General features: G+C 58.3%; 18 protein-coding genes and 1 tRNA gene. 9 read left to right on the top strand and 10 right to left on the bottom strand.

Features of this window, described 5'->3' with window-relative positions:
* Window positions 1-7: 7 nt before the first annotated feature.
* On the bottom strand, window positions 8-583 hold the full coding sequence (locus BW974_RS02715) for a DUF8054 family protein (protein ID WP_076427746.1): 576 nt from the start codon (window positions 581-583) through the stop codon (window positions 8-10).
* Window positions 580-1,353 (bottom strand): nucleotide-binding protein, encoded by a 774-nt coding sequence (locus BW974_RS02710; protein WP_076427744.1) that lies wholly within the window; start codon window positions 1,351-1,353, stop codon window positions 580-582. The genes BW974_RS02715 and BW974_RS02710 overlap by 4 nt, the downstream gene beginning before the upstream one ends.
* A 451-nt stretch (window positions 1,354-1,804) precedes the next feature.
* Between BW974_RS02710 and BW974_RS02700 the strand changes: the two genes are divergently transcribed.
* Both BW974_RS02700 and BW974_RS26910 read left to right on the top strand, forming a co-directional pair.
* Window positions 1,805-2,155, top strand: a complete 351-nt coding sequence (locus tag BW974_RS02700; RefSeq protein WP_076427740.1) for a helix-turn-helix domain-containing protein — start codon at window positions 1,805-1,807, stop codon at window positions 2,153-2,155.
* A 109-nt stretch (window positions 2,156-2,264) separates the two neighbouring features.
* Window positions 2,265-2,396 (top strand): DUF7503 family protein, encoded by a 132-nt coding sequence (locus BW974_RS26910; protein ID WP_281247654.1) that lies wholly within the window; start codon window positions 2,265-2,267, stop codon window positions 2,394-2,396.
* Here BW974_RS26910 and BW974_RS02695 read toward each other — a convergent pair whose 3' ends face one another.
* The 3 genes from BW974_RS02695 to BW974_RS02685 form a co-directional block, all read right to left on the bottom strand.
* Window positions 2,397-4,484 (bottom strand): CHAT domain-containing protein, encoded by a 2,088-nt coding sequence (locus tag BW974_RS02695; RefSeq protein WP_076427738.1) that lies wholly within the window; start codon window positions 4,482-4,484, stop codon window positions 2,397-2,399.
* A 20-nt stretch (window positions 4,485-4,504) separates the two neighbouring features.
* A complete protein-coding gene (locus tag BW974_RS02690) occupies window positions 4,505-5,188 on the bottom strand; it encodes a DUF7504 family protein (RefSeq protein ID WP_076427737.1) in 684 nt (227 codons plus the stop codon).
* 181 nt (window positions 5,189-5,369) lie between these two features.
* Window positions 5,370-6,551, bottom strand: coding sequence for a M24 family metallopeptidase (locus tag BW974_RS02685; RefSeq protein WP_076427735.1), 1,182 nt, complete (start codon window positions 6,549-6,551; stop codon window positions 5,370-5,372).
* Window positions 6,552-6,709: 158 nt separating this feature from the next.
* On the opposite strand from BW974_RS02685, the gene BW974_RS02680 reads away from it, so the two are divergent.
* Complete coding sequence (locus BW974_RS02680; protein ID WP_368274997.1) at window positions 6,710-8,569, top strand: SLC13 family permease; 1,860 nt, start codon at window positions 6,710-6,712, stop codon at window positions 8,567-8,569.
* A gap of 240 nt (window positions 8,570-8,809) precedes the next feature.
* Here BW974_RS02680 and BW974_RS02675 read toward each other — a convergent pair.
* Window positions 8,810-8,883, bottom strand: a tRNA-Tyr gene (locus BW974_RS02675).
* A gap of 129 nt (window positions 8,884-9,012) precedes the next feature.
* Here BW974_RS02675 and BW974_RS02670 point away from each other — a divergent pair.
* From BW974_RS02670 to ftsZ, 3 genes are all read left to right on the top strand, one after another.
* Window positions 9,013-9,537, top strand: coding sequence for a double zinc ribbon domain-containing protein (locus BW974_RS02670; RefSeq protein ID WP_076430205.1), 525 nt, complete (start codon window positions 9,013-9,015; stop codon window positions 9,535-9,537).
* A gap of 183 nt (window positions 9,538-9,720) precedes the next feature.
* Window positions 9,721-9,900 carry a ribbon-helix-helix domain-containing protein gene (locus BW974_RS02665; protein WP_049971443.1) on the top strand — a complete coding sequence of 60 codons (180 nt, stop codon included), beginning with the start codon at window positions 9,721-9,723 and terminating at the stop codon, window positions 9,898-9,900.
* Window positions 9,901-9,903: 3 nt separating this feature from the next.
* Complete coding sequence (gene ftsZ / locus BW974_RS02660) at window positions 9,904-11,094, top strand: cell division protein FtsZ (RefSeq protein WP_076427734.1); 1,191 nt, start codon at window positions 9,904-9,906, stop codon at window positions 11,092-11,094.
* A gap of 85 nt (window positions 11,095-11,179) precedes the next feature.
* On the opposite strand, the gene ncsA is transcribed toward ftsZ, so the two are convergent.
* Together ncsA and BW974_RS02650 are read right to left on the bottom strand one after the other, a co-directional pair.
* A complete protein-coding gene (gene ncsA / locus BW974_RS02655) occupies window positions 11,180-12,217 on the bottom strand; it encodes a tRNA 2-thiolation protein NcsA (RefSeq protein WP_076427732.1) in 1,038 nt (345 codons plus the stop codon).
* A gap of 179 nt (window positions 12,218-12,396) precedes the next feature.
* A complete protein-coding gene (locus tag BW974_RS02650) occupies window positions 12,397-12,606 on the bottom strand; it encodes a hypothetical protein (RefSeq protein WP_076427730.1) in 210 nt (69 codons plus the stop codon).
* Between BW974_RS02650 and BW974_RS02645 the strand changes: the two genes are divergently transcribed.
* A complete protein-coding gene (locus tag BW974_RS02645) occupies window positions 12,605-14,725 on the top strand; it encodes a PQQ-binding-like beta-propeller repeat protein (protein WP_076427728.1) in 2,121 nt (706 codons plus the stop codon). The two genes, BW974_RS02650 and BW974_RS02645, sit on opposite strands and share 2 nt — an antisense overlap.
* Before the next feature lie 14 nt (window positions 14,726-14,739).
* Here BW974_RS02645 and BW974_RS02640 read toward each other — a convergent pair whose 3' ends face one another.
* Window positions 14,740-15,915 (bottom strand): outer membrane protein assembly factor BamB family protein, encoded by a 1,176-nt coding sequence (locus BW974_RS02640; protein ID WP_084186184.1) that lies wholly within the window; start codon window positions 15,913-15,915, stop codon window positions 14,740-14,742.
* 134 nt (window positions 15,916-16,049) lie between these two features.
* A complete protein-coding gene (locus BW974_RS02635) occupies window positions 16,050-17,543 on the bottom strand; it encodes a S8 family peptidase (RefSeq protein WP_217694298.1) in 1,494 nt (497 codons plus the stop codon).
* 534 nt (window positions 17,544-18,077) lie between these two features.
* Here BW974_RS02635 and BW974_RS02630 point away from each other — a divergent pair.
* Window positions 18,078-19,208 carry a hypothetical protein gene (locus BW974_RS02630; protein ID WP_076427725.1) on the top strand — a complete coding sequence of 377 codons (1,131 nt, stop codon included), beginning with the start codon at window positions 18,078-18,080 and terminating at the stop codon, window positions 19,206-19,208.
* Window positions 19,208-20,962, top strand: coding sequence for a GMC family oxidoreductase N-terminal domain-containing protein (locus BW974_RS02625; protein ID WP_076427724.1), 1,755 nt, complete (start codon window positions 19,208-19,210; stop codon window positions 20,960-20,962). The genes BW974_RS02630 and BW974_RS02625 overlap by 1 nt, the downstream gene beginning before the upstream one ends.
* Window positions 20,963-20,990 lie beyond the last annotated feature (28 nt).

Here is a 20,990-nt window from a genome sequence, read left to right as displayed (position 1 = left end):
GAACCAGCTAAGAACCTAACTGGTCGTTCAATCCCCACTCCTCGGCGCGACGTTGGGCCTCCTCGCGCGCCTGTTCTCGAATCGCGTCGATTTTTTCGTCGTTTTCGAGAAACGCTTCCACTGCGCTAGGCGGGTCGTCTGTCTCCCTATCCGAAGTGAGACACTTTCGTTCCGGCGGTGCTCGCTCTCGCGTCCGGTCGGCTAATTCCGAGTCACCAGCCAACCGCTTGGCAGGCATTCCCGGCGGAATTTTCCAGTCGTTCGCATTGTTCCCCGTTTCTCCGCCTTCGACCGAAGCGAGTTCGTCAGCGGATACGCGAAACAGGTCGATGCTGTACGGCCCGGGCATGGCGAGGTCAGCGAGTGCGACCGAACCGCCACGGTTCGTTCCCGTGTGATAGACGAGGGTCGGAATACCAGCCTCGAAAGTGATGATACCGTGACCCTCGGCGTCCAACAGGAGCGAATCCTGCGGTTCGAAGACAGCGTATCCGGTCAGTTCGCGCTCCAGCACGGTTTCCAGCATCGCCGCCGGATGGCTGACGACGCGGGAGCGAACGAGTTCGCCGCGCGGGAGATTCATGGCGAGTCGGAGATGACGGCACTCCGGAAGCGTTCCGCGACGCCCGCGGAGTCACCCGAGCGAACGTCGAGGGTGCTGGCCGCGTTCTTGTACGCCCGTGCCGCCGGACTGTCGGGCGCGTGTGCGAGTAGTGGTTTTCCGGCTTGTCGTGCCGCGCGCGCGGCATCGTCGTTGGGAACTGTGGCAAGCGTCGGCCCGCCGAAATAGCGTTCGCTCTTGTCAGCAATCGCGGCCACGTTCTCGTCCTCGTGGACTTTGTTGAACAACACGCCTGCGGTTCCGGTGCCGTAGGAGCGAGCGTACTCCTGAACCTTCAGGCCGTCGCTCAGCGACGGAATCGTCGGTTGGAGGACGACGACGATTCGGTCGGCGAGAACGATGGGGAGAATCGCGTTTTTACTTCCGAGAGCCGCAGGTGAGTCGAGCAGAAGAACGTCCGTTTCGGCAGCGAGCGTGGCCACCACGTCCTGTAATCGATCAGGGTCGGCGCGCTCGAACGCGGAGAGGCTCGTTCCACAAGGAACGACGCGCATCCCGAATCGTTCGTACACGGCATCCTCGACGGATGCGTCGGCATCCTCAACGAGAAGGTCGTGAAGCGTCGTCTCCACGTCGGTTAGTCCCGCGTGAAACAATAGGTTCGCCATTCCCGTATCGGCGTCTACGACCGTCACGTCGTACTCTTCCGACAAGGCCATTCCGAGCGAGAGCGTACTCGTAGTCTTCCCAGTTCCTCCTTTGCCGCTCGCGACCGCAAACGCCTCGACCATTGTTCCATACTCGGTTCGTCATCAGTTAAAAAATCATCCACTTCGATGGCGGGCAAATCGTTGGTTTGGATGTGGGGGGCCAGTAGTGTATCAATCGAATCTGAAACGCGCAGATGACACACCGACCGTCAGCGGGGAAAATTAGAGGGAGGGCGTCGTCGGTACTGGTATCAGTAGCGATACGGTAGGGATGCACGAGCAAGCGACCGACGGCGACGCGAGTGGGGGTGTCGCAGAGTGCATCGAGGTGCTCCTACACTGGTTGAGTGGCGGTGACCAGTTGTGGAGTCGTGCGTTGGAATCGGTCGTTTGTCCGTTTCTCGTCCATCCCAACTTCTTCTACAACCTCCTCTGTCTAAAAATTTACCTTCTAGTTGGACATATGTTAAGATGATTTGCATCCAGGCGAATTTCGATACAGTTTTGAAACGAACATGTAGTAGCATACCATATGAGTCCTCCAAAAGCCGACCTTGCCACGCCGCCTCTCGCGCAGGTGTTCGTCTATCCTGCGCGCGTGAAGTTTCTCGCGGTGCTCGCGGACAATCCCGACGAGAGCTTTAGCGCGACCGAACTGGCGGAGCACGCTGGAACCGCCGCCAGCACGTGGACGAATCACCGGGACGACCTCCTCGAACTCGAACTGGTGGACGAAATCGACACGGACGGGGCGTATCCCGAATATTCGCTCGCTTCGACGGCCCACGCACAGCTTCTCCGCCAACTGTCCGAGGACATCGACGCCGTCCTCTACGAACTCAACGACCCACTTTCTGATGCAATCGGCGGTTTCGCCCAGTGAGACGGCCGAATACGAATTGATGCTATTTTGTAAATACTTACAATAATTAATCTTAATTCTGTATTATTAAAAAAATTATAAGAAAGTGGGGCCACATGTCTTAGTTGCAATGGCGACAAAAAACGCGATTGGGGAATTCGTTGCACAGCATCCACGACTACTTGGCGTCCTGTTCGCACTCAGTACATTGTTGGTGCAGGCAGGAAGCGTGATTGCGGATGGGGCAAATAGCGGCCCGTAGTTAGTTAATATCAGAAATTTGCAATTCGTCACTCCAGTACAATTGGTCCCCAACTTCAATAGGCCTGATTTCGCACGAAATCCACGAGTCGAGTTCGTTTTTAGACAAAGTTACCGTTGTCAGTGGTGCAGAAGCAATATACCGCTCCTGTGACCAATCAGGATGGAAATTGACGTGTGTTCCAAACCCGTGAATATCGTTTGGGAAAGTGTTAACAATCACTTCGAACCGGTCATCGTCACTTCGTGTAATATTGAGATGGAATGGAACCCCGCTCTCACTCTGCACGAGCGATAATCCACCATCTCCGAGCACGGTGTACTGATAGCCGTAGACAGATTGGTGGCGCGCAATCGACAGCGCGGCACGAAGGGGAAACCCACAGTTCAGCAGTCGCGCCAGTATTTTGCCCAGTTTGGTCGCCGACGGATTGCCGATGGGGGAAAGCGTGGCGACACCGCCGCGACTTCCCTTTTTGATGAGTTCGTACCCCTGCTGGTAGGACTCACAGGCGTTCAGGAGGAATGCGGTGGCGTTGACCTCCGTGAGAGTATGCGCGTCGAGCGACCCGTCGGCGCAGAGAAACCCGCGGTCGTCGATGTGGCCGATGTAGTGGACGAAATCGGACTGCTGAGCGAGTAGTTCCCGGAGTTCGTCCTGCGTGAGGTCGTAGTGGGCGGTCACGTCGAAATCGAGGAACTCCCGAACGCCGTACAGTTCCTTCACCACGTCCTCGTCCAGCATTTTGTCGTCGTTACAGACGACGTGAATGTCGATGGTGTCCAAGGTCGGAACGCGGTCGACTCGTCGCTCAAGTGCGGACAAATCGAGTTTGTTGACTTTGAGGGGAAATCCCGGCCCGGCCCACGCTTGTTCGATGACGTTCGGCATAGAATCGACCTGAAACACGTCCCGGTCGTCCACCGCGTCCCAGCCGTCCGACCCGCGAGCTAGCACGCCGGACGGCGGCGCGCGGAAGAACTCGCTCTGGGCGTCCGACATGGGTTTGACCGAGTTGGGATTCGGGCTGTCGGGAATCCGAGTGAGCGCGAGGTTGTCCGCGAGGTACGGCAGGTATTCCGCGTTTTCGACCGTTGGCGTGAGATCAACACCGAGTCGCCAATTCGGGATGTACGGCTCCAGCGTTTCGAACGGAACCGACAGATACGCGGCGAGTTGCTCCGTCAGCGGCGCGTCGTACAGTGCTGAAAAGTCGAGGTCAACGAGCGGTTCGACCTGCTTGCGTTCGTGCAAGTCAACTTGATAGTAGCCCTCGGTTCGAGTGAGACAGTCGAGGAAAAACGTCTGGCGAAGGACGCGGTTGACGGCTTCTTCGTAGCTCTCGGCACCCGTGAGTTCGTGTTCGAACTCGCCCGCGACCAATCGCGGGCGAGTTCCCGTGCCTGAAACGACCGCCGCCCCGAGATAATATGCGAGCGAAGCCAGCGGAAAGACATGTTTTCTGTCGGGTGGAACGACCAATGAAACAGCCGTATCGGGTCGAACCAGCCCATCTGGCGCGTCAAACTTCTCTCCACGCTTGATAAGTGGCGGATGCCCCCGCAGGGTCGGAAACGAGCGCTCCGGACTCGTCGTTTTCAGCGCCGACCCGGAGAGAGAAAGCGCGCGCATCACGTCCTCTACATCGTCGGTAACGGTTATCGTCCCCGCCGGTCGGTCGTGGTAGGAGCGCGCACCGACGCGGACGGACGTTTCTGCTCCGAAGTCGAGGACGACCGCGCCATCGCGCTGTTCGAGACGGAATCCGCTTTCGACGGCGAGATATAATTTCATCGGGGCCGTACTGAGTTCGATGAGATAGGTTCCGGGTTCGACACTCCGATTGTTGCCGTCGGAGGTTTCGGCCACCATTTCCCCGTTCTGCGTTCGAATCGTGACGGGAAGCAGTTTCGGTACGTAAAGCGTCACGGTTTCGACGGCAACCGCCGCATCGACCGGAAAATAGAACTGTTCGGTCGAAACTGCCGTCGGCTGCACGGAACCGGAGGTATAGAGCGCGAATCGGACGTTTTCGATAGGATCGTAGATGTCGAGCCCGTCGCAGTCAGGATGCCGCCGAAACTCCATAGCAAAGGAATATGAGTCGGTTATGATAGTTTTACCCAGTGGGTCGTCTCACCGAGGTCGGGGACGTGCCAGCGCTGTTCTGCCAGACCGGGTCGCTTGCGTAGTTCGATACGGGCGTCGAACAGCGGCGACAGTTCTTCCACGAGCGGGTCGTCGTCTGCCACTCGAAGGTGATAGTGCGCCATGCCGTGGACACCGCGGACGATGGCGGTGAGTCCGCGAAGGAACTGAGAGAAGGAGACGATGCCGTCTCCGCCGGACAGCACTTCGACCGAATCGATACCGAGACGAAGTTCGGCGGGCGAAAAGCCATCGTTTTGATCGTCGTACTGACTGATGACGGAAATCAGCTCGGAACGAAGGGTTTCCCGTGAGACGCCCTGTGCAGAGTCGGTTTTTTCGTCGCTCTTCGTGGCGCGATATTCGGTTCGTCGGTCGATGATTCGGGTGTCCGGGGAGTTCGGTTCGACCGGAAGGTGTGAGTCTGCACCGAGTGCGGTGGGGTTGGTGAGCGCGAGTACGCGCGTTCGTTGTCCCTGTCCGAAGAGCGTCCGACTGAATTCGGCACTCGTTTCTTTCGGCACGTCGCCGGTTACGAGGAGATTGCTGCCACTCGTTTTCAGTCGCGCAAGCCACTCAGTGAACTGCACGTTCTGCGTCGAACCCTCGCCCGACCCGCTTCGAAATTCGAGACGAGAACTCATTAGTGAGGCGAATGTTCCACGCAAAAATAAGGGTTCGGGATAGTGGCTGGCGAACCGCGAAGCGACTTTTTGTCGAGTACCTAATCGACCTCGTTACGAATAGCGTCGTGACCGTGAACCACACGAAGAAACGATGGCTTACCAGAACGCGATAGATGGTCTACCACAGCGCGGCAGATGCTTACCACGTGATGACGTTGCTTTCCAAATCGCGCGGGAAGTAGGTTAGCATTTCCGTGCCGTTCTCCGTGACCGCAACCGTGTCCGAATGGCGATAGCCGTAGGTGTCAGTGTACAGTCCCGGTTCGATAGTGTAGACGTGGCCGGGTTCCATTTCGGCGTCACCGTCGTCCACGTGGTCATCCCACCCGCGGTCGATGTACGGCGGTTCGTGGCCCCCCATGCCGATGTTGTGGCCGACGTGGTGTTGCGCGAGGTCGGTGACACCCTGTTCCTCGAAGTAGTTCCACACCTGTTGGTCAACGTAAGACAGGGAAACACCCGGACCGAGGGCGTCGATTGCGATGGTTTGAGATTCCAGCATCACCTCGAAGTAATGTTCTTGTTCGTCCGTCGGTTCGCCGACGAACATCGTCCGCTCCAGTTCGGAGTGATAGCCATCGACGTTCGCGGCAGCACCCGTGACCAGCACGTCGCCCTCCTCGATTCGGCGGTTCGCGGTGTGGCCGTGCGGAAGGGCAGTCTGTGACCCGGTGATGTATCCCGCGTGTGCAGGCCCACTCCCTCGTGTGCGTGGGACGTACTCGTCGCCGAGAGTATCGAGCATCGCTCGGGAAGCGTCCATTGACGCCCGTTGGCTGACGGTCGCCGGATGTGCGCCGGGTTCCGTGTAATCCGCGAGATACTGGTGTGCGAGATTCCCCCACTTGGCCGATTCGCGGATGAGGTCGATTTCGGCGTCGGTTTTCGCCCATCGCATTCTGTTCACCCAGCTCTGTGATTCGACGTCGACGAACTTCGAGAGTGCCGGACCATCGTAGCCCATCACGCCCGGTGCGCCGTCCGAATCCGCGACAACAGTCTCCGCGCCGAGTCCAGAGAGCATTTCGACAGCAACCTGAATCGGTTTACCACCGGGATAGTCGAAGTAGTGATGCACGGCGTCGATTCGCGGGTTCGGTTCGACGCGCTCTACTTCGAGACGCGGTACCGTGATTTCGATTCGTTCGTCGGTGACGGCGAGAGCGACCGGTCGTTCGGTCTGAATGTGGTCAAAGCCAGTGAGATACTCGATGCTCGTCGCGCCGAACCAGACACCTGCGTCGGCACCCTGTTCGCGTATCTTTTCTCGCACTGCTTCGAGACGATGGTCGAACTCCGAATCCGGAAGACGTGTAGCCATGCCATATCGTCCACTGGTGCGAACTAAAACCTTCACGTGACGGAAACCTACTCCAAATCGCTGTTACTGTCGAAAGGCGTCATTGCTCGTCGGGGATGGCGAGGCTACTCTCGTTTGGGAGCGTACTCTTTACTGCCCGGGTAACGTTGTCCGTTCGAATGCTCGTTCCCGACCTCGCGATGCAAACCGGGTCGGCGGTTCCGGAACTGACGGTGGAGATGGTCGTCGTGTTTGCCATCGCAGCGGCGGCCTTCGTGCTGTTCGCTACGGAAGCCTTTCCGCCGGACATTACCGCTCTCATCGTCATGGTCGTGCTTATCATCCTCGGGCCATGGACGGGAATCTCGCCCGAAGAAGGCATTTCGGGGTTTGCAAACGACGCGACGATTACCGTGCTGGCGATGCTCGTCTTGAGCGCGGGTGTCAGCCAAACCGGCGCGGTACAGCAACTCGGCGAACGGATGGCGTCGTTCGCGGGCGACGACGAGCGAAAGCAACTCGCGGCGACGTTGGCCTTCGCGGGGATTCCCTCGGGCGTTCTCAACAACACGCCAATCGTCGCCATGCTCATCCCTGTCGTCTCCGACCTCGCAAACCGGGGCAACACGTCGCCCTCGAAACTGCTGATTCCGTTGTCTTACGCCTCGATGGTCGGCGGGATGCTCACCCTTATCGGCACCTCGACCAACCTCATCGCCAGCAGTGTCACCGCTCAACTCGCGGGACAGTATCCTTCCCTCCATCGGTTTTCCATGTTCGAGTTCACCGGACTCGGCGTCATCGTCTTCGTCGTCGGCACCGCGTACATCATGACGATTGGACGGCGACTCATTCCGGAACGACTCAGTCCGGAGGAGGATATCCTCGAAGAGTACGAGTTGACGCCGTATCTGACCGAAGTCATCGTGGACGCGGATTCGACGTTCGTCGGTCAGACAGTCGAGGAAGCCTTAGAAGAAACCGACCTCGATGTGGACGTCGTTCAACTGGTACGAGAGGAAGGGACGTTCATGGAACCCCTTGCAGGAAACCGGATCCGACCGGGCGACATCCTCGTGGTTCGCGCTGATTTCGGCACGCTCCGCGAACTAATGTTAACCGAAGGGCTATCGCTCGTCGCGTTTTCGCAGGTGACCGAGGAAGAACTCGGCCCGGAACAAGAAGGCCAGAACCTCGTTGAACTCGTCATTCCCTCGTGGTCGTCGCTGGTCACCGAAACGCTGGAGAGCACGACCTTCCGCGAACGGTACGATGCGAACGTGCTCGCTATCCGCCGCGGGTCGGAGCTCGTGCGCGAACGAATGGATAGGACACAGATTCGTCGAGGAGACACTTTGCTCGTGCAGGCGACGCAGAACAGCATCAACCGACTGACGATGGATAGAGATTTCATCGTCGCACAACTGGCAACCGAACCGGACTACCGCCGCGCGAAAATCCCGCTCGCCATCGCCATCATCCTCGGCGTCGTCGGACTGGCCGCGCTGGGAATCTTCGACATTCTCACCACCGCGCTCGCGGGCGTCGTGGCGATGATTCTGACGGGCATCGTGAAACCGAACGAACTGTACGACTCGGTCGAATGGGACGTCATCTTCCTCCTCGCCGGACTCATCCCCCTCGGTATCGCGTTCGAGGGAACCGGCGCAGCGAACCTCGTCGGGGCGGTGGTCGCATCGAGCGCCGACTTTCTGCCCGCAATCGGCGTCCTCTGGGTGTTTTACGTCATCACGACGCTCGTCACTGCGGTGGTCAGTAACAGCGCGAGCGTTATCCTCATGATTCCCGTCGCCGTGGAGGCGGCGACCCGCGTCGGAGGCGACCCCTTCGCGTTCGTCCTCGCGGTGACCTTCGCTTCCAGCGCGGACTTCATGACGCCAATCGGCTACCAGACGAACCTCCTCGTGTACGGACCGGGTGGATACAAATTCACGGACTACTTTCGCGTCGGTGCGCCACTGCAGTTAGTGTTGTCAATAGCGACTGTTTTCGGAATTGCCGTCATTTGGGGCGTCTAAAATCGTAATACAACCGGTGTCAGTGCAACTACTTGGTTTCACTCGAGCTGGATTGGAGCACCCTAACCATCGAAAGCTAGTGTTTACGAACGAAGTGTCCTCGCTCTCGCATTGTTCGTAGCAAAAATCTGCCCTCCCCGATTTGAACAGAGTCGGACATTCCGGGTATGTGGCCTTCGGCCATTCCGGGCGTGCGGCTGACGAGCTCAAATCTGTTCGGTCGGATTTTCGCAGTAAAAGTCCGCCCTCCCCGATTTGAACGGGGGACAAGTCGATCTACAGTCGACTGCTCTACCAGTCTGAGCTAAGGGCGGGCACGCACTTTCACCTAATCCCGTCCCGGACTTAAGAATTATTATTCGAGACGGCGTGGTGGACACACGGAAAGGTTCAAGTATGATAGGTTGTGTGTATCGGGGTAGAGACAAGATCAGGTGGTCGACATGAGCAAAATCACATTCCGCGCGGACGACGACCTCGTCAAGCGACTCGAACCGCTCGACGCCTCGAAGAGCGAGGTCATGCGCGAAGCACTCCGCGGCTATCTCGACGGCCACGGCGAATCAGCAGAGCAAACAGACGGCAGTCTCGATGCTGTCGTCGCAGAGCGCGTGGACGACCTCATCGACCAGCGACTCAGCCCTCGTGCGAGCGAGAGCGCGCGCGACATCAACGTAAACGTCACCGTCGAAGGTGCTGGCGAGATTCGGGCAACGGAACAAACCCCGGCATCGGGTGAAACGACGAATCGTCCGCGTCGGACAGCCGACGACACGGGTCAGACCGAGAACACCTGCGGTCAGTGCGGAGAGTCGCTCGATTCGGGCCACGTGTACTGTCCGAACTGCGGTGAGAAGGCGACACACCGTGTGTTCTGTGACTGCGGCGACGAGCTTCGGTCGGACTGGGCGTTTTGCCCCGGATGTGGGCGAAGAACGCCGTCAGCGGACGTTTTGGATTCGTCGTAAAACGATTGTTTTACAACCGCCGTTAATTATATATACTGCGGCTTTGTGGATACTTCCACGTAAGACGATTGTCTTACGCCGACTTCGAATCGGCCAAAATATCGCGTGTTGGCCGCTAATACGGCGTAAGACGGGAATTGGAAGCGTACCGCGTGTCGTCTTACCATACAAGGGGAATCCACTATGGAGCGCGTGACACTACGAATACCAAAACAGCAAATCGAAGAAGTCGAACAGATGGTCGAAACCGGCGAGTTCCCGAACCGAAGCGAAGCGATTCGGGCCGCAGTCCGAGATATGCTCAACGAGCACGACGGAAACGGAACCGAGACCACGAACAAGCGCACTTGGGCGAAGGTGTGAACGATGCAGGACATCGTTCAAGAAGCACTGGAAAACGCCGAAAGCGAGCAGCGCGAGATGGACGCCGTTACGACTGGCGACGAGTTCGGTGACCCGCGAATCGTCATCGTCGGCTGTGGTGGTGCCGGAAACAACACCATCAACCGCCTGTACAACATCGGCGTCGATGGCGCAGACACCGTCGCCATCAACACCGACAAACAGCACCTGAAGATGATCGAAGCCGACACGAAAATTCTCGTCGGCAAATCCCTCACCTCGGGTCTCGGCGCTGGCGGCGACCCCTCGATGGGCGAGCGCGCCACCGAGATGGCACAGGGAACGGTCAAAGAGGTTCTCGGCGATGCCGACCTCGTCTTCGTGACTGCAGGCATGGGCGGCGGAACCGGAACCGGTGCCGCACCCGTCGTCTCGAAAATCGCCAAAGAGCAGGGCGCAATCGTCGTCGGCATGGTTTCGACGCCGTTCAACGTCGAACGTGCCCGCACGGTGAAAGCCGAGGAAGGGCTGGAAAAGCTTCGCAACGAAGCGGACTCCATCATCGTCCTCGACAACAACCGCCTGCTCGATTACGTCCCGAACCTCCCGATTGGCAAGGCGTTCTCGGTGATGGACCAAATCATCGCCGAAACGGTGAAAGGTATCTCGGAAACCATCACTCAGCCGAGCCTCATCAATCTCGACTACGCCGACATGACCTCAATCATGAATCAGGGCGGCGTCGCAGTGATGCTCGTCGGGGAGACACAAGACAAGAACAAGACCGAAGAAGTGGTGCGCGATGCGATGAACCACCCACTGCTCGACGTGGACTACCGCGGCGCGTCCGGCGGCCTCGTCCACATTACAGGTGGCCCAGACCTCACACTCAAAGAGGCGGAAGGCATTGCGGCCAACATCACGGAACGCCTCGAAGCGAGCGCTAACGTCATCTGGGGTGCACGCATTCAGGAGAACTACAAGAGCAAAGTCCGAGTCATGGCGATCATGACTGGCGTCAAAAGCGCACAAGTGCTCGGCCCATCGACGCAGAAACAGGCCGACCGCTCCCGACAGAAGATGCGCGACGTGGACGCACAGTCCTACGACGCCAGCAGCAACGTCGAAAAATCTAAAGCTGGCACCTTCGGCACGCAGAGCGACGGCGGCCGGGACGAAGTGGAGCAGAACAACGGTCTCGACGTTATCCGGTAATTCGCTTTTTCTCTCCCTTCTCTTTCGCAAACAGCGGATTATTATTCTTCACTTACCGCTAGTGGCAGAAACCAACAAACTTCGATTACACCGCGTGAATCGACTCCACCAACGCACATTTCCGGCAGATGTCGCCCGTCGTGGAGGCACCGCACCGCTCACACTCGTTGATTTCGCGTTTGCCGTCTCCGATGCCGAATTCGTCCGCAGCGACCGCGGCGAGTTCTTCGTACCCGGCCATAATCGAGTGGCGGGTTCCGGGATGGTTCTCTTCAAGCGAGAGCATCAACTGCTGGATTTCGGCGCGATACGCCTCGCTTGAGTGCGGGCATTCGGTGATGTGTGCCGGGAGATTTTCGAGGTGGGCGTACAGCGCGACCTCCTTTTCCGGAACGTCGCGAAGCGGTTTCGCTCGGGGGACGAACGAATTTTGGTCGTTTCTGGTTCGCGGGCTGTCGTCGTTTTCGTCGTCTTCGTCGCTCTCTGTGGAAGAGACGCCAGAAGGCGTCTCTTCCGCGAACTTCCCGAGGCTGGCGTCGAAATGCTTGGCGATTTGAGCGACATCGCCTTCGAGGAAGTTCATCAGCGCGGTTTCGGCCTCGTCGTCCAGATTGTGTCCCGTGAGCAGTTTGTCGGCCCCGTACTCCTCGGCGTATTTCGAAAGCAAGTCCCTGCGGAACACGCCGCAGTAGGCACAGGCAGCCATGCTCTCGGGGTCTTTTTCGACTACGTCGTCCATTCGCACGTCGAACTCCTCCTCGTAGGTGACGACCTCGTGGCGAATGTCCAACTCGTCGGTGAGTTCGAGACAGGCGTCCAAACTCTTGTCGCGGTAGCCTTCGATACCCTCGTGAATCGTCAGCGCGACGAGTTCGACACGCGGGTCGTTTGCAAACGTGTCGTGGAGAATCTGTGTGAGAACGACGCTGTCTTTCCCGCCGGAAAGGCCGATGAGCCACGTTTGTGGCTCGTCGGGCGTAGCGGATGCGGGAAGGAGGTTGTCGTCGCGAACCCGTCGTCGAAGGCGCTTTTCGACCGACCGACAGAAATGGTCTTCACAGAGATGAAGCCCCGAATAAGCCGCGTGCATCACCGCCTCCCGTTCGCACTTATCGCAGTCCATTACGTGTGGCTTTCGTCGCGGGCCGTTTCACGGTTTCGCTCCGCAGTAAATCGAATATCGCTATACTAAATTCCGATGAGATAATTTTATTTATTATTATGGAAATGTCGAAATCATCCCCCACTTCTGGACCTGAGCGAATAATAGTCGTTTCGTAGTTGAATTTCTTATAATAATTTCTAGATGGCGGTTTCGCCGACACCGATGGTTGAATTGACGATGCGCTGTCGGTTGAAGTGAAAGAATATGGGCAGTAGCGGAATTTTAACGCCAAAATAGGAATCGGTTACTGTTGGCCGGTATCTGCTACTGAACTGCCAGTAGACACCGATTGCAGCCGGTTTAAGGGACGAATAATAAACGTTATACTTCCCGTTCGTTGATTTCATGGTTCGACCCTCCGATGAAACACGGCGAACTTTTCTCAAACTGACCGGCGTCGCGCTCGGCACGGCGGGGCTTTCGGGGACAGTCACGTCCGACGCGCAGAGTTCGGCCCAACAGGACTGGCCGACGTTCCAGTACGACGCCGGAAATACGGGCTACAATCCTGTTGGAGGTGACCCGGGTTCCGGGGCGTGGATAGCGTGGAGCGAACACGTGTGCGACCGACGCCTGTTCGCGCCAACCGTCGTCGATGGAACGGCCTACGTCGTGGACACCTCGGGGGTGCTGACCGCATTCGACACGGAAACGCGGGAAACGCGCTGGACGGCGAACGTCCGCGGATTGGACTACGCACCGACTGTCCTCGGGGACACGGTCTACGTGGCCGGAACCGACATACTCGCGCTCTCAACGAGCAACGGAAGCAAACGGTGGCGATTCGAAATCGGCGTTACGGAAAGCTCTCCGATAACGACCGCCGACGGGACGCTCTTTTTCAAAACCAGCGATGCAAACGGACAGGGTATTTGCTGGGCGATAGACGCGGAGACGGGAACCGAACGCTGGCGAATCCGCATTCCGAGCGGCAAGGAGGGCGAAGTTCCGAGCGCCGAAAACGTCCCGCCAGCGGTCGTGGACGGCGTCGCGTACTTCGTCGATAAATCGGACGTGTACGCCTTCGAGGCCGAAACCGGAAATCCCCGATGGCAGACCAGCGTCGATGGGGCCATCAACCATGCACCGACGGTGGCCAACGGAACCGTCTACGTCTGCGGGGAACGCGTGTTCGCCCTCTCGGCGGACGATGGAGCCACAGACTGGGAAACGAGTGTCGCGGAGTCAGCACTCCTCGCACAGTCTCCTGCGATTCTGGACGATTCGGTCATCATCACGGACGGTCGGGAGGCGCGTGCGTGGTCGCTCCACTGCGAAAACGGGGCGAAACAGTGGTCGTTCGAAGACGGAGGCGACTCCGCCGGGACGCCGGTAATCGCTGACGGAACCGTTTACATCCCAATCTCCGGTGACGACGCACTGGTCGCGGTTGACGTGGCGACCGGTGAACAACGCTGGCGCGTCCCGATTCGAAACCTCGGCAATTCGTGGCTTCCCGCCGCAGTCGGCGACGACATCTACGTTACCGACCGTGAAGGATTCCTATACGCGATACGCGACTCGGCGCGACTCGATTGGCGTGCAGACCGAACCGGAACTCTCGCGGTCGGTGAAAACGTCTATCTCGCGAACGACGAACTGGTCGCCTTCGACTCCGAAACCGGCGAAACACGATGGACGGTAGACGACGGAAGCGCACCGACCGCAGAAAACGAACTGCTGTACGTTGCAGACGGGGAGAACGTCGTCGCGTACACCGCGGACGGAAGCCAACAGTGGCGTGCCGAATGCGACGGGGAAATCGCTACCGAGCTAGCAGTCACGGACGAAGCGGTGTTCGTCGGGGGCGACGGCTGGATTGATGCCTTCGACGCAAAAACTGGTGCAGTGCAGTGGCGGTACAGAGGTGACTGTGGAAACCTCGGTTCCGTTACGCACGTCACGGCGCGCGAAAATCGTGCTTTCGCCGTCATGGATGGCCGGGTCCTCGCGCTCGAATCGGGTGGCGTGCGGTGGGTTGCTGGTGAGAACGTCTGTGTAATCGCATCTGGTGACGCGGTGTACACCGGAACCGACGAAAACGAAGTCGTCGCATACGATTTCGACGGCAACGAACTGTGGCGAGTGACCCCGGAAAACGGGGAGTCTATCAGTCATCTCGTTACGGGCGAAGCACACGAAGATGGCGTCTACGCCGTCACGACCAGCGTGACGAGCATAGGAACCGACAGCAGAGAGTGGCTCACCGCACTCCACGACGGCGAAGAACGATGGTCGTTCCACCCGAAATTCCTCCCGTTCGGGTCGCTCTGTGAACCAGTCGTCGCGGACGACACCGTCTACGTCGGTGCCAGCGACCGACGAGTGTACGCGCTATCGGCGGCAGATGGAAGCGAACTCCGGCGGTTCGAAACCGGCGGTGAAGTTCGAAGCGTTGCGGTTGATGCGGACGAGGCTGGTGACAGGGTGTACGCCGCCAGCGACTTCGTGTATGCGTTCGAATAGCTGACATCGTTTCGCTATTCGATTCTCGCAGACACTCGTCCGACCCACGGCCCGGTGACGTAGATATTGTACTCGTCGGCGATAATTCCCGAACCGACGTCGGAGCGTGGCGACCATCCACACTGGTTTTCGACGTTACTTTCCGCGACGTAGTACCGATGTGTCGTTTCTCCGGTCGCTGTATCGAGGCGATGGACGGTTCCGCGCTGGTCGAGAATCCAAACATCAGTACTGACATCTATAGCCGCAACTGCTTCTTCGGCGGTGTACTGCCACTGTTCGGTTCCGTCCGATTTGGCAACCGCAGTGACTGCCCCCGTCCGGTCGCCAACCAATAACGAATCTCCGGTATCGACGACATCCACGATGGCTCCCGATGCATCGACTTGCCATTCTTTCTGGGCGGATTCAGCGTCGAGTGAAACGATTGCACCCTCCAACGTCGTTACGTACACGACGCCATTTCCAACGATGGGCGTGCTTCGAACCTCGCCGGGGATGGAAGTAGACCAGAGCGATTCACCAGTCACTGCGTCGAACCGATATACGTGTCCGGATTCGGTTCCGGCGACGACCGACGTGCCGAAACGAGCAGGGCCAGCGAATGACGTCCCTGAAACCCGATTTGCCCATCGTTCGGTTCCGTCGCTTGTATCCAAGGCCACGACGCGGTGCGTGTACGTGCTGCTGTCCGTCACATCCGGGGTGGACAGTTCAGAGTGAGAAATACCGACGAAAACCGAGTCGTCGATAACGGCGGGTTGACCCCACGCACCGCCGCCGAATTCTTCGAGGCCACCCGCGTCGTAGTCCCACTTTCGATGGCCGGTTTCGAAATCGAGAGCGTACACGTGGTCGGTGCCCGTGCCGACGTAGACCGTATCGTCGTGGACAAGCGGAATCCCCGCACCGGAGCCTTTGACGGTGTAGACCCACTGTTCTTGTCCATCGTAGCTATCGGCGCAGATGATTCTAGAAAGAATCCTATCGCCCATCCCAGTGTAATGTTCAGAGGCAAGGATTTTACCCCCGTGTTTTACCGGTGGCGACCAATACCGTCCATCTATCGTCCACAGCGACTCGTCCAGAGTCGGACATCCGTCATCGGAGAGAAACCTGTACCCTGCAAACGTCGTAAAACCGGCGGTTCCCGCCGTGAGGAGGGCGCGACGGCGAGTCATCCGAGACATAGCTATTTCCTTTTCTGTTCTCGACAAGAATGTTATTATTTTGGTATGACTCTGCTTGGTCGGTAGAACTCCAAAGTCCACCGCTATCGGGTCGCGCTGTAGACCAAAAATGTGAGTGTGCGGGTCGTGGAGCGTCAGTTACGGCGTTTCGCTTCCGCGACGGCGTCCGGCGCGTAGATGACTCCCGCCCCGATGTCGGCATCGCTCTTGCCGTTGCTGTACCGAGCAGTGTTCTCGATAATGCTTTGAACCTGTTTTGCGCTCATATCGGGGTTGACCTCGCGGATGAGTGCAACGAGTCCAGCAACCTGCGGGGCCGCCATCGACGTTCCCGCGTACCACGCGTATGCGGTGCCGTCGTTCAAATCCGGCGGAACGGTCGAGTAAACCAGGTTAAGTGGATACGGCCATTCCGTGTCGCTTGCGAGCGTCTTTTCGAGCGTTTCGTAGCCGCCGCCGGGGGCGCCGACATCGATGTCGCTGGTGCCGTAGTTCGAGTAGAACGCGAGTCCGTTGTCTGGCCCTGTCGCAGAAACGCTGATGGAACCCGGAACGCTGTTCGGGAGGGTGTAGTAGCCTTCGTGCTGGAGGTCCGAACTGGCGTTTCCGGCACTGGTCGTCACGACGGTTCCGCGCTGAACGGCGGATTGGATGACCTTTTGGTAGGCGACGTGTTCGCCGTTTTTGTGCGCACTGCCTTTGATGACGCCACCGCCGAGACTCATGTTTGCGGAATCCGCGCCGATGTTCGCCGCGTAATCGATTGCGCTCAAAATGTCGAAATCTGTCGTCCAGAGCGTCGTCACGGTGACGCTCTCGTCCTCGCCGTCGCCGTCAACGTCGTACTGGTAGTCGTCCAGTCGTTTCCAGTAGAACACGCGCAGTGGAACAACGTCAGCGTCCGGGGCCATTCCTGCGATACCGAAATCCTCGCCGACGGAGGTGTCGTCGTGTTTCGCCGTTGCGATACCGGCGCAGTGAGTTCCGTGAGAATCGACGTCGTCCGCGGCCATCTGAGAGCGCCTTTCCGGAGCACCGAGATAGGTGTAGGATTCAATTTCCTCGTCGCCCGGCGGCAATCTCGCCTCGATGGTAGTGTCGCCATCGACGGTGGGACTGCCATCCGGACTCGACACCCCGTCGGCCCGGAAGAGTTGCCCTCGTTCGACCCGGTTTCGGAGGTCGGGATGGAACGTATCGATTCCCGTGTCGATGATGGCGACGGTTCGTCCGTCACCCGTCGAACTATCGTGGGCCTCGAACGCACCGGTCGTATCGGCTTGCTTGTCCCACTGAATATCCGCGTACTGTTCGTCGAGGGATTCTTCCGTCGATTGCAGTTTGGGGCCAACCGCGCGATAGCCGATATTCGGTTCGACGTGCTTGACGCCGTTGACTTCTTGAATCGTGGCTTTCGACTCGGCGGCAACGAGCAGGACGCGGCCATCGGCGACACTGCCTTGCACATCCACGCCCGACTGTTCGAGTTTCTTTCGACCGCCCTTTCCCCCGACGGTGACGACGAACTGTGTTCGTCCGTCTGACGCACTCGTGACGCCCATCGCCGTTAGTGCGACGGCCCCGGCACCGACGCTTTTTACGAAACTTCTTCTGTTAAGTTTTGCCATAGCAAACTATGCACTCCATCCTTCACTATATGTTTTATCTATGATTTTAGAATATATCAATTTAATTTATAACGGATTATTATTCTATCTGTCATGGTAACTGATACAACAACCGCGGTATGACATTGAGAACAAACAAGCGGCAATCGACTGGGAACAGCGAATAGGCTATTCGTTCGGCATGAAAGGGTTCGGCTATCCACGACAGATTTGCCCATCGCCGAGCCGAGAGTGTCGTCACGAAGGCGGTACCAATCGTTTGATGTGTAACGACAGATAGTCCCATTTTCTTCCAAGATATCTTCAAAAGAACTGAAATACCGATTCTGCTACCGTCATCTCGGTGAACATCTCTCTTTCTGGTTCTGGGTCGAACACCCAATACAGTCGTTCTTCGTACTTTTCACACGAATGTATTCATCGTAATTTATAATATAGTAGTCTATTGTGAGTGTTTATTGTACTGCATCCCTTCGTAAGATAATACAGTCGGTCAGCAGTTGCCCGGTTGAGGTATCTTCAACAGTGACAACTATGAACTATGACAATGACAACCCGCTGACGCGCAGAGGGATGATGAAAGGTATCGGCGGCCTCGCCGCACTCTCGATGTCCAACGCAACCATCGGAGACGCACAGGCCGCGTTGAACGACCCACTTCCGAGCGACCCACACACGGCGGATACGTATCGGTCAATCGTGGATGCAATCGTCCCCCGAACGCCGGAACTAGAGGACGAACTCGGCCCGGAACACGTTCCCGGTGGACTCGATGCCGAGTTGGAGAAGTTCCTCATCTGGGATTTCAACCACTTCCAAGAGATTCGTACAGAGATGGTCACCGAAAAGACGGATTCTCTCTTGGGCCTCGAAATGCCCGTGACCATGTTCGAAACGGTTCTCGACACGACCGGACTTGGTTCCCCGCTCGATGCGTTACTCGACCTCGCAGACCTCAGTCTGCTCGACCTCCTCGACCTCGATTTGGACGGAGATGCACTCGAAGAACATCTCACGTTCGGTGCCGTGGAACGATTCGAAACCGGTTTCGTAAATCTCGACACGACAGCAGAAGGGGTTGCCGAGTTCGAAATCCGCGTGGAAACTTCGGACGAGGTGTACCACCAAGTGCTTCAAAACTACCCGTATGCACCAGCGTTCACGCTCGTTTTCGACGTGGTCGCGGCGGAGTTCCTCACCAAGGGGAAAAATCAGGAACCCGCGAGTTTCAACGAGAAGTTTCCGGCAGGTGGGACGTTCACCAAACTCGCCCCACGCGACCGACTCCGCTGTCTCTGGACCATCGTGGAAGACGGCGTGATAGACGATTTGGACGAGTTGCTGTCCCCCTTGGTACCCGACGTGGGTATCCTGAAATACGTCGTGATGGCCGTCAACGGACTCCATGGCTTCGGCTACTACACGGAATGGTCTGGCTACGGAAGTACGAGCACCAACACGCCGAACGAGCGGGAGTTGCAGAAACCCGCTGGCGAGGTGCAGAGTCGCAAACAGAGTGACTATCCGGGGCCTGCGCCCGGTTACGCGGCGAACTGGCGACACGCCGTCGATGGCGGGTTTACCGACCCAGATGCGGACGACCTGAACCTTCCGGATGACCTAACCGGCGATGATGTTCTCGACGGAATCGGAGGTGACACCTGATGCAAGACCCTGATGTCGTTATCGTCGGCGCGGGTGCCGACGGCCCGGCCACTGCGTGGAAACTCGCCAACGACCACGGCTTGGACGTTCTCCTGTTGGAGGGCGGGCCGTGGCACGGAAACAAGAAATGGCCGAAACCGCACGCCGACGCGGGGGGAACGGTGAGTACCGACCCGGACGACCTCGACGGAAAACTGCTCGACGAACAGTTTACACACCGCGAAGCCGACGCGAACGACCCGACGTGGGGCTACCTCCGAGTCGGCCCTGCCGACCACTCACGCGCCCCGTGGTTTCGAAATCTCCACCAGAACGCGTTCATCTGGCAGGTCGGGGCGGTCGGTGGCACTTCACTCCACTACTTCGCAAACCATCCGCGAGCCTATCCGCACGCCATCGACGAGCAACCACACTGGCCCATCGACTACGAGGAACTCGTTCCCTACTACCAACTCAACGAGGAGTTGACGAGTACCCAGCAAGCCCCGATGACCGGCAAGGAAGAGGTGTTCATCGAAGGGGCGACGAACGCCGGCTATCCCCTCATCGAAAGCAAGAACGTCACCGAAACCGGGTGGCGGCCACAGGCCAACGCCGTCGAAGTTCCCGGTCGAGAAACCTCGACTGGGGAACCGCTCGATTCCGATTACAGCGGGTCGTTCAGCTACGACGACGGCTTCCGCGGCGACACCCTCGTCGGCGACCATTTTCAGGGGTCGTCAACGCCCGTGGATGCACCAGTGCGCGACAAGGCCCGGAAATCCAGCAACGTGGGCTACGTCCCGCGTGCGCTCGATACAAATACCGACCCCGAAAAGGGGAACGTTGCCCTTCGTCCAAACGCCTACGTCACCGACATCGAGACAGTGGAGGGTGCGGGCAGTCTCGAAGCGACCGGCGTTACCTTCCGCGACAGCTGGTCCGGGCAGACACAGACGGTGAGCGCGGACACCGTCGTTCTCGCCGCAGGCTGTATCGAAACTCCACGGCTCTGGCTCAACTCCGGCCTTCCGGACGACGGATGGGTCGGCAAGGGACTGACGACTCATTGGTTCGACTGGGTCGTCGGCGTGTACGACGACGAGACGGTTGCGGACATCAATCCGGAATCACAGCACATGGATCCGTACATCGGGCAGAACTCCGCCGTCCGCTTCGACAAACCCGGCGTCGGCGGAATGGAGGATATCGGAATGTCCCCCGGTCTCGTCTCCTACGCGGACTATCTGTTCAGCCAAGCAGGATACAGCTTCGACACACCGGTTGACCCCGACGAACCGTGGGATACCCGTGGCTACGTCGTCGGGAAGGAACTCAAGCGCAGGATGTCGGACTACAGGCAGACGAAGGCACTGCTGATACTCACTGATGACCTGCCGCGCCAGAACAACGGTGTGTCGCTCGACACCACGTTCAGCGACGAACACGGTGCGGTTCCGAACGTCAAGTGGGAGCCACATCCGGACGACGACGCGAAGCGCGACGAACTCTCCCGAATCGCGGCCCGAATCCACAAACAGGCCGGGGCCGAACACGTTCATCGGTGCGACTGGCCGCCGCTCCTCCTTCACATGCAGTCGTCGATGCGCATGGGCAAAGTCCTCGATTCGAACGCCGAGGCGAAGAACGTGAATCGCCTCTTCGTCGCCGACCACTCGGCGCTGGCGAACGGTCTCGGCGGCCCGAACCCGACGAACAGCGGGCAGGCACTCGCACTGCGAACTGCCGACAAAATCGCGGACATCTACTTCTAACGGGCGGATTTTTGCGTTTTTGCATTCA

The organism is Haladaptatus litoreus (assembly GCF_900156425.1).
Taxonomy (GTDB): domain Archaea; phylum Halobacteriota; class Halobacteria; order Halobacteriales; family Haladaptataceae; genus Haladaptatus; species Haladaptatus litoreus.
The sequence above is the reverse complement of the archived record's forward strand: the minus strand, read 5'-3'. Positions and strand labels throughout refer to the sequence as shown.

Excerpts from the sequence above, each read along its gene's own strand:
- BW974_RS02715 (WP_076427746.1), bottom strand. The coding sequence starts at position 583 with ATGAATCTCCCGCGCGGCGAACTCGTTCGCTCCCGCGTCGTCAGCCAT.
- BW974_RS02710 (WP_076427744.1), bottom strand. The coding sequence starts at position 1,353 with ATGGTCGAGGCGTTTGCGGTCGCGAGCGGCAAAGGAGGAACTGGGAAG.
- BW974_RS02700 (WP_076427740.1), top strand. The coding sequence starts at position 1,805 with ATGAGTCCTCCAAAAGCCGACCTTGCCACGCCGCCTCTCGCGCAGGTG.
- BW974_RS26910 (WP_281247654.1), top strand. The coding sequence starts at position 2,265 with ATGGCGACAAAAAACGCGATTGGGGAATTCGTTGCACAGCATCCACGA.
- BW974_RS02695 (WP_076427738.1), bottom strand. The coding sequence starts at position 4,484 with ATGGAGTTTCGGCGGCATCCTGACTGCGACGGGCTCGACATCTACGAT.
- BW974_RS02690 (WP_076427737.1), bottom strand. The coding sequence starts at position 5,188 with ATGAGTTCTCGTCTCGAATTTCGAAGCGGGTCGGGCGAGGGTTCGACG.
- BW974_RS02685 (WP_076427735.1), bottom strand. The coding sequence starts at position 6,551 with ATGGCTACACGTCTTCCGGATTCGGAGTTCGACCATCGTCTCGAAGCA.
- BW974_RS02680 (WP_368274997.1), top strand. The coding sequence starts at position 6,710 with ATGCTCGTTCCCGACCTCGCGATGCAAACCGGGTCGGCGGTTCCGGAA.
- BW974_RS02670 (WP_076430205.1), top strand. The coding sequence starts at position 9,013 with ATGAGCAAAATCACATTCCGCGCGGACGACGACCTCGTCAAGCGACTC.
- BW974_RS02665 (WP_049971443.1), top strand. The coding sequence starts at position 9,721 with ATGGAGCGCGTGACACTACGAATACCAAAACAGCAAATCGAAGAAGTC.
- ftsZ (WP_076427734.1), top strand. The coding sequence starts at position 9,904 with ATGCAGGACATCGTTCAAGAAGCACTGGAAAACGCCGAAAGCGAGCAG.
- ncsA (WP_076427732.1), bottom strand. The coding sequence starts at position 12,217 with ATGGACTGCGATAAGTGCGAACGGGAGGCGGTGATGCACGCGGCTTAT.
- BW974_RS02645 (WP_076427728.1), top strand. The coding sequence starts at position 12,605 with ATGGTTCGACCCTCCGATGAAACACGGCGAACTTTTCTCAAACTGACC.
- BW974_RS02650 (WP_076427730.1), bottom strand. The coding sequence starts at position 12,606 with ATGAAATCAACGAACGGGAAGTATAACGTTTATTATTCGTCCCTTAAA.
- BW974_RS02640 (WP_084186184.1), bottom strand. The coding sequence starts at position 15,915 with ATGTCTCGGATGACTCGCCGTCGCGCCCTCCTCACGGCGGGAACCGCC.
- BW974_RS02635 (WP_217694298.1), bottom strand. The coding sequence starts at position 17,543 with ATGGCAAAACTTAACAGAAGAAGTTTCGTAAAAAGCGTCGGTGCCGGG.
- BW974_RS02630 (WP_076427725.1), top strand. The coding sequence starts at position 18,078 with ATGAACTATGACAATGACAACCCGCTGACGCGCAGAGGGATGATGAAA.
- BW974_RS02625 (WP_076427724.1), top strand. The coding sequence starts at position 19,208 with ATGCAAGACCCTGATGTCGTTATCGTCGGCGCGGGTGCCGACGGCCCG.